The 9,860-nt window shown below is 30.4% G+C and carries 12 protein-coding genes; 4 read left to right on the forward strand and 8 right to left on the reverse strand.

Features of this window, described 5'->3' with window-relative positions; translation table 11 throughout:
- Positions 1-57 precede the first annotated feature (57 nt).
- Entirely contained in the window at positions 58-621 is a 564-nt protein-coding gene (locus NSA58_RS10710) for a hypothetical protein (RefSeq protein WP_039678019.1), read from the reverse strand.
- Between the two features lie 187 nt (positions 622-808).
- Here NSA58_RS10710 and NSA58_RS10715 point away from each other — a divergent pair, with 187 nt between their 5' ends.
- The 4 genes from NSA58_RS10715 (at position 809) to NSA58_RS10730 (ending at position 3,497) form a co-directional block, all read left to right on the forward strand.
- Positions 809-1,597, forward strand: a complete 789-nt coding sequence (locus NSA58_RS10715) for a threonine/serine exporter family protein (protein ID WP_039678020.1) — start codon at positions 809-811, stop codon at positions 1,595-1,597.
- The gene (locus NSA58_RS10720) at positions 1,597-2,052 is read left to right on the forward strand and encodes a threonine/serine exporter family protein (protein ID WP_039678021.1); all 456 of its coding nucleotides are present in this window, start codon (positions 1,597-1,599) and stop codon (positions 2,050-2,052) included. The genes NSA58_RS10715 and NSA58_RS10720 overlap by 1 nt, the downstream gene beginning before the upstream one ends.
- A gap of 201 nt (positions 2,053-2,253) precedes the next feature.
- Positions 2,254-3,042, forward strand: a complete 789-nt coding sequence (locus tag NSA58_RS10725) for a threonine/serine exporter family protein (protein WP_039678022.1) — start codon at positions 2,254-2,256, stop codon at positions 3,040-3,042.
- Complete coding sequence (locus NSA58_RS10730) at positions 3,042-3,497, forward strand: threonine/serine exporter family protein (protein ID WP_039678023.1); 456 nt, start codon at positions 3,042-3,044, stop codon at positions 3,495-3,497. The genes NSA58_RS10725 and NSA58_RS10730 overlap by 1 nt, the downstream gene beginning before the upstream one ends.
- A 34-nt stretch (positions 3,498-3,531) precedes the next feature.
- Here NSA58_RS10730 and NSA58_RS10735 read toward each other — a convergent pair whose 3' ends face one another.
- The 7 genes from NSA58_RS10735 to NSA58_RS10765 form a co-directional block, all read right to left on the reverse strand.
- A complete protein-coding gene (locus NSA58_RS10735; RefSeq protein WP_039678024.1) occupies positions 3,532-4,887 on the reverse strand; it encodes a PFL family protein in 1,356 nt (451 codons plus the stop codon).
- Positions 4,888-4,896: 9 nt separating this feature from the next.
- The gene (locus NSA58_RS10740) at positions 4,897-5,166 is read right to left on the reverse strand and encodes an ACT domain-containing protein (protein ID WP_039678025.1); all 270 of its coding nucleotides are present in this window, start codon (positions 5,164-5,166) and stop codon (positions 4,897-4,899) included.
- A gap of 119 nt (positions 5,167-5,285) precedes the next feature.
- On the reverse strand, positions 5,286-6,365 hold the full coding sequence (locus NSA58_RS10745) for a putative NPN-dependent ornithine cyclodeaminase (RefSeq protein WP_039678026.1): 1,080 nt from the start codon (positions 6,363-6,365) through the stop codon (positions 5,286-5,288).
- 116 nt (positions 6,366-6,481) lie between these two features.
- The gene (locus tag NSA58_RS10750) at positions 6,482-7,384 is read right to left on the reverse strand and encodes an FUSC family protein (RefSeq protein ID WP_039678027.1); all 903 of its coding nucleotides are present in this window, start codon (positions 7,382-7,384) and stop codon (positions 6,482-6,484) included.
- 70 nt (positions 7,385-7,454) lie between these two features.
- Positions 7,455-7,910 carry a thioredoxin-dependent thiol peroxidase gene (gene bcp, locus NSA58_RS10755; protein ID WP_039678028.1) on the reverse strand — a complete coding sequence of 152 codons (456 nt, stop codon included), beginning with the start codon at positions 7,908-7,910 and terminating at the stop codon, positions 7,455-7,457.
- 106 nt (positions 7,911-8,016) lie between these two features.
- Positions 8,017-8,451: an Asp23/Gls24 family envelope stress response protein gene (locus NSA58_RS10760; RefSeq protein WP_074078789.1), complete on the reverse strand. Its 435-nt coding sequence runs from the start codon at positions 8,449-8,451 to the stop codon at positions 8,017-8,019.
- A gap of 91 nt (positions 8,452-8,542) precedes the next feature.
- On the reverse strand, positions 8,543-9,607 hold the full coding sequence (locus NSA58_RS10765) for a sulfurtransferase (RefSeq protein ID WP_074429791.1): 1,065 nt from the start codon (positions 9,605-9,607) through the stop codon (positions 8,543-8,545).
- Positions 9,608-9,860 lie beyond the last annotated feature (253 nt).

The following is a 9,860-nucleotide window of genomic DNA, read 5'->3' on the forward strand; positions in this document are numbered from 1 at the left end:
ATTAATATATATATAAATAAAGAGAGGCACTAAACTAGATAATATTGTAATCTTAGTTTAGTGCTTTTTATAAAAAATTTCATTATTCATAATCAATTCTTCTAGATTACATGGTTCAAAATTATTAATCTCCACACATGCATTAAATATATTCTTTTCATCTTTAATAATATAAAATTCTCTAGTATAGGAGTCATCATGCATATGACCAAAAACATGATATGCTCCCTTATTCTTTCTATACCATAAAAGTATAGGATAATGACAAAGCTGAACCCATTTATTGTTATCTCTAATTAACTTACTTTCTTCAACTGTCTCAAAATAATTCAAAAATATAGGATTATCACGAAACTTATAATCATGATTTCCTAAAATCAAATGTAAATGGCCCTTTAATCTCCCTACTGTCATATTAAGTTTTTCTTCTAAATCTTTTTCTTCACATACTATAACATCGCCTAATATGTAGACATGATCATCGTCTTTAACTTTATCATTATGCCTTTTTATAATTTCTTCATTCATTTCATTTATATCATTAAAGTATTCACTTCTGCTTCTTTTTAATGCTAACTCATGAAAAAAGTGATAATCCGATACATAATATACTCGGGACACTATAATTCCTCCTTACTTTTGATTATATATCTCACTTATAAGTATATAAGTTATAAAGTTTTTATGCTTATATTTTTAGTTTTTTATTTATGATTATTCACTTTTACAGGTTTAGAATACTCCTCTTTTACATAATATAGATATAATTAATTTTAAATTTATTGTGACAACTTAAGGAGGTAGTTTCATGGAAAATGAATTTAAACCTGATAATAAAAAAAACATACTACGACTAGCATTATTTATTGGTGAGCTTATGCTTGCTAATGGTGCAGAAACCTATCGTGTAGAAGATACTATCATTAGAATATGCAAATCTCGAAACTATAATCACATAAATGTATTTACATCTCCAACAGTCATAATTATTTCTGATTATAGATTTGACGGATATTCATTTATGAGAACTATAAAATCTAGATCTATAGATTTAAATAAGATTTCCATGTTAAATAATTTTTCTAGAAAATATGTTAGTAATACTGATTTAACAGTACAAGATTCTATGAAGGAGTTAAAAGAAATTATTAACACTACATCTTATACTCCGTTGGTCGTAAGTTTTTCAACTGGAATAGGTTCTGCTTTTTTTGCAACCCTATTAAAAGGGAACAATATTCCTACTTTTATTTCAACTTTTATTACTTCTATATTAGCAGTCATGATTTACAAAAAAATCATGAAAATTAGTACTATACCTGCATTTTCTTCATTAATTGCCTCAACTTTTATAGCGCTTGTGGGTGTCATACTATCACAAATAGACGTGCTTCCCACACCTGCCTTATTAATAGTTGGTTCTATTATGCCTCTACTTCCTGGTGTGTCTTTTGTAAAAGGAATAAGGGACTTAATTGCTGGTGACTTAATTTCCGGTGTAGCTCGTGCATTTGAGGCTGGCGTCACAGCTATAAGTATAGCTTGTGGTGTTGGTATCATTTTAGATATTTGGCTTAGATTAGGAGGAAGTTTATAATGACAGATATGCCTTTATATATGCATTTCATATATTCATTTATTGCTACTGTAGGCTTTGCTATTTTTCTAAATGCTCCTAAATCAACCCTTATATCTAGCGGACTTGTCGGTGGTATTGGTTGGTCAGTATTTTATTATTTGGTACAATTAACTGGAAACGATATATTGTCAAACTTTGTTGCTGCCTTGTTAGTCTCTTATATTAGTGAAATTCTTGCTAGAAAATTAAAACAGCCTGCAATAATTTTTATAATACCAGGTATTATTCCCTTAGTACCAGGTCTGGGAATGTATAATACAATGCTTTATTTAGTTCAAAATGATTACAACAATGCTATAGCAAAGGGTGCTGATGTACTCTTCGTTGGTGGGGCCATATCTTTAGGAATTTTAGTTATAACATCTCTAGTTAAAACTTTACATATAATATCAATAAAAAAAGCTGCTAAGTAGCAGTTTTTTTTATTGTAAGGAGCAATGGCCATTCTTTCCAGGGTTATTTATGACATTAGCAAGTCGAATTTTTAATATTTAACTATCTTATTGACTTTCTTTTTGTAAATATTATATACTACTCTAGGTTTGTATTTTTTATAAATCTAACTATTTCGACAAAATAATAATTTATTTATCATTATATATGGAGGAAAATTAATGAGAGTTGAGTTTAGTCCTGCTAATAAAAAGGATGTGCTAGGATTAGCATTGTTTTTAGGTGAGCTTATGTTGATTAACGGAGCTGAAACTTATCGTGTGGAAGACACTGTCCTTAGAGTTTGTAATTCAAGAGGATTTAATCATGTAAATGTATTTGCATCACCTACAGTAATAATAATATCTGATTATAAATTTGATGGTTATTCATTTTTAAAATCAATAAAATCTAGGTCTATAGACTTACATAAAATTTCATTATTAAATGATTTTTCTAGGAAGTTTGTTAGCAATACGGAAATAACTGTAGAAGAGGCAAAAAAAGAGATTAAGAAAATTAATCGTTCTGATTCGTACTCTGAATTAATCCAGTATATTAGCACAGGTATTGGTTCTGCTTTTTTTGCAGGTTTAGTTGAAGGAAATAATATTCCTACCTTTGTATCTACATTTATAACCTCTATCTTAGCTGTAAAGATTTACAACAAAATAATAAGCTTAAGTAGTATACCTGCTTTTGCTAGCTTAATTGCTTCATCTGTTATAGCTTTCATAGGTGTAATACTTACTCAGCTAAATATAATCTCTGCACCTACCATGTTAGTCGTTGGAGCTATCATGCCATTACTTCCAGGTGTTTCTTTCATTAAAGGTATAAGAGATCTAATTTCAGGCGATTTAATGTCTGGTGTAGCTCGTGCATTTGATGCTGGTGTTACTGCTGTAAGTATAGCTTGTGGTGTTGGTATAGTGTTAGATATTTGGTTAAGACTTGGAGGTGTTTTATAATGACTAATATGCCTGTTTTCATGCATTTTATATATTCTTTTATTTCTACCATAGGATTTGCTATATTTTTAAAAGCGCCTAAATCTACTTTAATCCCAGGAGGATTTGTTGGTGGAATAGGTTGGGCTATATATTATTTTTTAATGACAGTTACAAATAATAACATAATGTCAAATTTTATAGCTGCACTTTTAGTTTCACTAAGTAGTGAGTTACTTGCTAGAAGATTAAAACAACCTGCCATAGTTTTTACAATACCAGGAATTATTCTTCTTGTTCCAGGACTTGGTATGTATAATACTATGCTTTACTTAGTTCAAGGTAATTATACTGCTGCCATTGCAAAGGGTGCTGATGTACTATTTATTGCTGTTGCTTTATCAATGGGGGTTCTTATTGTAACTTCTTTATTTAAAACAATATTTATGGTTTCACAAAAAAAAGCTGCTAGATAGGAGAGTACTGAAAAAGTGCTCTCCTATTTGCTTATTAGTTTTTAAAAGAATGTATTGGCGCTGGAATTTTCCCACCTCTATTTATAAAATCTGCTGACGAGTTTTTATTAACCTTCATTACTGGAGCCCTTCCAAGTAGTCCTCCAAATTCAACCATGTCTCCTGTTTCACACCCTGGTGCTGGAATTATTCTTACCGCAGTTGTTTTATTATTTACCATTCCTATAGCAGCTTCATCAGCTATCATAGCACTTATAGTTTCAGCTGTAGTTTCTCCCTCTACTGCTATCATATCTAATCCTACTGAACATACAGCAGTCATCGCTTCTAACTTTTCTAAATTTAAAGATCCCTTTATTACTCCATCAATCATTCCTGCATCTTCAGATACTGGTATAAATGCTCCACTAAGTCCACCAACTCTAGAACATGCCATTACTCCACCTTTTTTCACTGCATCATTTAAAAGAGCAAGTGCTGCTGTAGTACCATGTGTTCCCACAGTTTCAAGACCCATTTCCTCTAAAATATTTGCTACTGAATCACCAATTGCAGGTGTTGGAGCTAAAGATAAATCTACTATTCCAAAAGGTATGTCTAATCTTTTTGATGCTTCTTGTCCAACTAGTTGACCCATTCTCGTTACTTTAAATGCTGTATTTTTTATTGTATCTGCCACCACATCAAAAGATTCGCCCCTTACTTTCTCCAGCGCTCTTTGAACCACACCAGGTCCACTTACCCCCACATTTATGACTACATCTGCTTCACCTACACCATGATATGCTCCAGCCATAAACGGATTGTCTCCTACTGAATTACAAAATACAACTAACTTGGCACAACCAAATCCCTTTGCTTCTTTTGTTAATTCAGCAGTTTCTTTTATGATTTTTCCCATTTCTTTTATGACATTCATGTTTAATCCACATCTAGTTGAACCCACATTTACAGATGAACAAACTTTATTTGTACAAGCTAATGCCTTTGGAATAGATTTAATTAAAATTTCATCTCCCCTTGTACACCCTTTTTCAACTAAAGCAGAAAACCCCCCTATAAAATCAATTCCCAAATCCTCTGCTGCTTTATCTAAAGTTTTGGCAAATTCAACGTAGTCTTCATCACTTGTCGCTCCTGCGATTATGGAAATAGGTGTTACGGATACTCTTTTATTTACAATAGGTATTCCAAACTCATTTTCAATTTCCTTTCCTACCTTTACTAAATTTTTTGCACAAGTCATTATCTTATTATAGATATTTTCCCTACACGTTTCTCCATCTGAGTCTATACAATCTAACAATGATATTCCCATAGTAATAGTTCTTATATCTAATTTTTCTTCTTCTATCATTCTTATGGTTTCTAATATATTATTTATATTCATTACATCCTCCTAGACAGTATGCATTGAGTTGAATATTTCTTCCCTTTGAATCTTCACATCAACACCCAAACTTTTTCCCTCTAATACTAAGGCCTTTTTTATTTCATCAAATGATTCCTTGGCTTTACTTAAGTCAACCATTAAAACCATGGTGAAAAACTCCTCCATTATAGTTTGGTTGATATCAATAATATTAATATTGTACTTTGTAAGTTCAGTAGTTATTCCAGCTACTATTCCTACTTTATCCTTCCCAATTACAGTTATTATAGCTCTCATACAATCCCCCTTGCATTTTAGTTATTTTTCTAACTTTATATTAATAAAATTGTATACAATATGACATGTTTTCGCCATATTTTCATAAAAAAAACTGCTATAAAAGCAGTTTCTTTATATTATAAATTATCAGCTAATCTTTGTAAAAAGTCTTGTGCGTTTGATATCATCGTTCTTACACTTAAACTTCCTCTATCTTTTAACTTATTTACAGCAAATTCTGAAGTATCTACTGTATAGAAGTATATTGGCCTTACTTCTCCATCAACAACTCTAAATGATGGCGTCATATTTCCTGTCGCAATTGTGTGTAGTTGAGTTGCCATACAAATTACAGTTGTGGCTTTTCTTACTTGATTTCTCATTTGTTCTTGTGCTTCATAAACGTCTGCTATCACTATTGGAAGTGGACCATCATCTCTTATTGAACCACCAAGTACAATAGGTACATTGTTTTTAACACAAGAATGAATTAATCCTGATGTTATATTTTCTTCTTCTATAAGTTTTTCTATTGATCCATATTTTCTTGCTTTATTTAATAAATCTAGGTGATGATAATGACCATCTTTTATAGAACATTGAGTGTATATATCTTGACCTAAAGCCGTGTTATATACCCCTGCTTCTAAATCGTGAGTTGCAACAGCATTTCCACCTAAGAAAGCATCTACATATCCATTGTTTATTAATTTTGTTAATGACTCCCTAGCCCCCTTAGAAAATACTGCTGCTGGTCCCATTACCCATACTATATACCCATTTTCTTTTTCGTGTTTTAAAAGTTCAATTAGTTGATCGTAGTCCATAGTTTGAGAAGTTTCTCTTGATCTACTTCCTCTAAAAGCAAAAGCTTCTTCTTCAACTTTTTTATCTTCAAAACCTGTTGTGTGTAGATATATTCCTTCGCTAGCATCTTCAGTTCTTCCAACAATAATCTTGTCTCCAACTTTCAAATGTCTAAATTCTACTATTTCTATCTTATTATCATTCAATCTTGGAACACAGTCCATTCTTGTTTCTTCAGCTAATATCCATTCACCATTAATTTTAAAGTATTCTGGATAAATTGACATAGCGTGATAATTCTCTGGTGCAACTCTGTCCTTTTCAACTAGTTCAATTTTTGCATTTGGTGAATTTTTAAATTTTTCTTCACTAAAATCTGGATGAGTGTATTTTGGCATGTTAAAACTCATAATAATATTCCCCCTGTCTAAACGTGAATTTATACTGACAAGCTAATTATAACACTGAAAAAAAATTATTATGAGTTATCTTTTCTTTAAGTATTTTTAAATGTTTTTCATATAAATTAAACTGTTTCAATTAGATCACTTTCGTTATTATTTTCCTCTACTACATGTATTTCATTAATGTTATCAATAATGGCACTAATATGATAATTATAAACAGCACTTCTATCATCTTTAATTTCTATTCCTTTAGGCAAGGTATCGTATATAATTTTTGACTTAATATAATTTTCTTTATTTAAATAACATTTATCTTTCATTTGCTCTAAAATTTGAAGGTGTAGATAAATATGTTTACATCGTTTAATGACATCATTTATTGCTTCATCATCAACTTCTTCATTCCTATACTCTAATTCGTCTAAAAAGTTTTTATACAATCCCTCTAATCTTGTAATTTCTTTACTCAAGGATGAAATATCAGTATTAACACCTTTTTCTATTTCACTTTTTAATAGCTTAATTGATGTTTTTTCAATAGCTTTTATTTCTTTATATATACTTTCTAAATAATTAGGTCTGAATATATAATAATTTACAGCTACACCTATAATTACTCCTACAGATGTGTCTAGTATTCTAGAAATAGAATAAGCTATCGGATTTGCATCACCTATGCTTAAATAAATAGCACAATAAACTATACAAGCAATAGTTGTAGAATTATTTACTTTTAAAAGATTACAAATATAAATAGTTGTGATAACTCCTAAACAAGATAATATAGGATCTCCTGGTTTAATAATTACAAATAGGAATCCTATTAAACCGCCTATAAAAGTTCCCTTCAATCTATTAAATCCAACTGTTACAGAACCTTTTACAGTTGTCTGCATACAAACAATACATGCTGCTGCAGCAAAGAAAGTTTTGTCGACTATGTTCAAATATCCAACTAGTACACAAATCATAACTCCTATACCTGTTTTTATATTTCTCATTCCTGGTTTTTGTAATTTCAAAATGTCTCACTCCCATCTTATTTTATAATACCATAAAAAAAGAACCAAATAAAATTTGGTTCCCTTATATCTATCCTAAATACTCTAAAATTTCTCCTGCATTTTTATCAGTTTTAACTTTGTTGTACACTTTTTCTATCATTCCATTTTCATCAATTATATATGTAGTTCTTACCACACCCATGCTAACTTTTCCGTATAATTTCTTCTCTTGCCATACATCATAAGCTTTTATAGCTTCAAGTTCTGGATCTGATAATAATATAAATGGTAATTCATGCTTTGTTGCAAAGTTGCTATGTGATTTTACACTATCCTTGCTTATGCCTATTACAACTACATCCTTTGATGTGAATTCTTCGTAGCTATCTCTAAAAGCACATGCTTGTTTAGTGCATCCAGGTGTATTATCTCTTGGATAAAAATATAAAACTACTTTTTTATTTTTAAAGTCTGATAAACTTATTTCTTTTCCGTCTTTATCTAATAATTTAAATTCTGGTGCTTTTACTCCTGCTTCTAGCATAATATTTATCCTCCATTTTTCACTTATATTACATATTATACCAATATTATTTTATTTAAAACATAATCACAAAAATAACCTCTCTTTATTTAGAATAATTAATTTATTACTTTTCACTTTTACATAATAGAACTACAAAAAATACTTTTATAATCTGTAAAAAAGTTACTACTGCCAGCATTGCATTCATAAAATAAAACGCTTTAAAATCTTCAGTAGAATATAACAAGTTAAAGCCTAAGTAAATAACTACAAGTACAATCATAACTATATTTCTACTTAGTGTATTTTTATTTAGCTGTGACTTTCTTTTTAAATAAAATACTAATATTGATATCATTAATATTGCAAACAAAGCAATAACTAAGTATTGTATTTTCGCAATTGGATATAAGCTTTCCCAAGTACTATTTTTGTAAATGACGAATCGTAACATTCCCATTCTCTTACGTGTGAAATAATTCACTACATACATTCCTATTAATAATAGAATCTGTAATATACTTACTATTATATAAAATCCTTTGTTCAATTTCTTCATTTAAATATCGACCTCGTTACTTATAAGAATTTTTTACTAAAATAAGCACTGCATTTTATACAGTGCTTATTATTATTATACATTATTTATTTTATTTTGCAGCTTTATCTGTTGATAATTTTCCTACTGTAGTGTAAACTACATCATCACTGCTTGGGTCACCAACTTGAACTGGAAGGTTATCATTCATTTGCCATTGATACCATCCACCATCATAAAGAGTCATTCCTTCCCATCCTGCATCATAAGCTATTAACCAAGGAATTGTAGCTCTCCATCCAGTACCACAATAGAATGAAAGTTCATTTTCTTTACTGAAATCTAGGTCTTTCCATAATTCTTCCATTTTATCAGCAGTTATATATGTACCATCTTCATTTGTATAATCTTCCATATTATATGGATCGCTTCCTCCACGACCCCAAACTGCACCTTTAGGCTCACCTGCTCTATCTATATAGTTATATCCACTTGTTTCACCTAAAAATTCTGCTTCGCTTCTTATACTAACTAGTTTGAAATTAGTATCATTTTTCAATTTTTCTTGTACGTCATCTATAGACATCCAGTATTCTGGATGTGCTGGAACAGTTGTCCCAAAATCAGTTGCAACTGTTGCTTTTTCAACATCCGTTTCTGTTTTATATCCTGCCTTTTCCCATGCAGACAGTCCACCATTAAGGATTTTTACATTTTCAACGCCTGCCCATAAATAAGCATAAGCTACCCTCGCAGTTCCAGAAACATCAGCTCCATATAATATAACAGTTTTATCTTTTGTAACGCCTAGGTCTAACATTCCTTTTTCAATTACTGCTGGTTCTGATAAGTTCCAGTATGGTTCTGATTCTACGCTTGCTATATCTACATGTAAAGTCCCTGGTAAATGTCCTTTTGTATAGTCTGGACTATCTTTATATGTTCCCCAAGATGCCTCTAATATAACATAGTTTTCTGATTCTGGTTGATTTCCATCTATTACACTTTGTACCCAGTCAGGTGTTACAAAAACCTTGTTTTTATCTACTGCATCTGCTTTTACATTTGACTCACTTTTAGATTCATCTGACTTGTCAGACGAATTAGAACTACATCCCACTACCATTGTTGCTACCATAGCTACGCAAAGTAACATTTTGATTAATTTATTTTTCATCTTTTCCCTCCCTGATGTATCATTGCATTAGTATTTTACTATAAATAATATATTGCTTCTAATTAATTATTTCTATAAATAACCATTATTTATAGATTTTCTATATAAATAATAGAACCACCCTTCTCATATTAACAGAAAGGTGGTGAAATTTTTCAGTTATTTATTATTATCTTCATCATATACATCTGGACTTTTCTTCAATGTTGAAGCCCACTCATTATTTCTTTCATTCTTATCTTTGACTTCTGCT

The sequence above is a fragment of the Terrisporobacter muris genome, assembly GCF_024621905.1.
GTDB classification, from domain to species: domain Bacteria; phylum Bacillota; class Clostridia; order Peptostreptococcales; family Peptostreptococcaceae; genus Terrisporobacter; species Terrisporobacter muris.

Bases quoted from the DNA above. Each gene is read 5' to 3' on its own strand.
- NSA58_RS10715 (WP_039678020.1), top strand. From the start codon at position 809: ATGGAAAATGAATTTAAACCTGATAATAAAAAAAACATACTACGACTA.
- NSA58_RS10720 (WP_039678021.1), top strand. From the start codon at position 1,597: ATGACAGATATGCCTTTATATATGCATTTCATATATTCATTTATTGCT.
- NSA58_RS10725 (WP_039678022.1), top strand. From the start codon at position 2,254: ATGAGAGTTGAGTTTAGTCCTGCTAATAAAAAGGATGTGCTAGGATTA.
- NSA58_RS10730 (WP_039678023.1), top strand. From the start codon at position 3,042: ATGACTAATATGCCTGTTTTCATGCATTTTATATATTCTTTTATTTCT.
- NSA58_RS10735 (WP_039678024.1), bottom strand. From the start codon at position 4,887: ATGAATATAAATAATATATTAGAAACCATAAGAATGATAGAAGAAGAA.
- NSA58_RS10740 (WP_039678025.1), bottom strand. From the start codon at position 5,166: ATGAGAGCTATAATAACTGTAATTGGGAAGGATAAAGTAGGAATAGTA.
- NSA58_RS10745 (WP_039678026.1), bottom strand. From the start codon at position 6,365: ATGAGTTTTAACATGCCAAAATACACTCATCCAGATTTTAGTGAAGAA.
- bcp (WP_039678028.1), bottom strand. From the start codon at position 7,910: ATGCTAGAAGCAGGAGTAAAAGCACCAGAATTTAAATTATTAGATAAA.
- NSA58_RS10760 (WP_074078789.1), bottom strand. From the start codon at position 8,451: ATGAAGAAATTGAACAAAGGATTTTATATAATAGTAAGTATATTACAG.
- NSA58_RS10765 (WP_074429791.1), bottom strand. From the start codon at position 9,607: ATGAAAAATAAATTAATCAAAATGTTACTTTGCGTAGCTATGGTAGCA.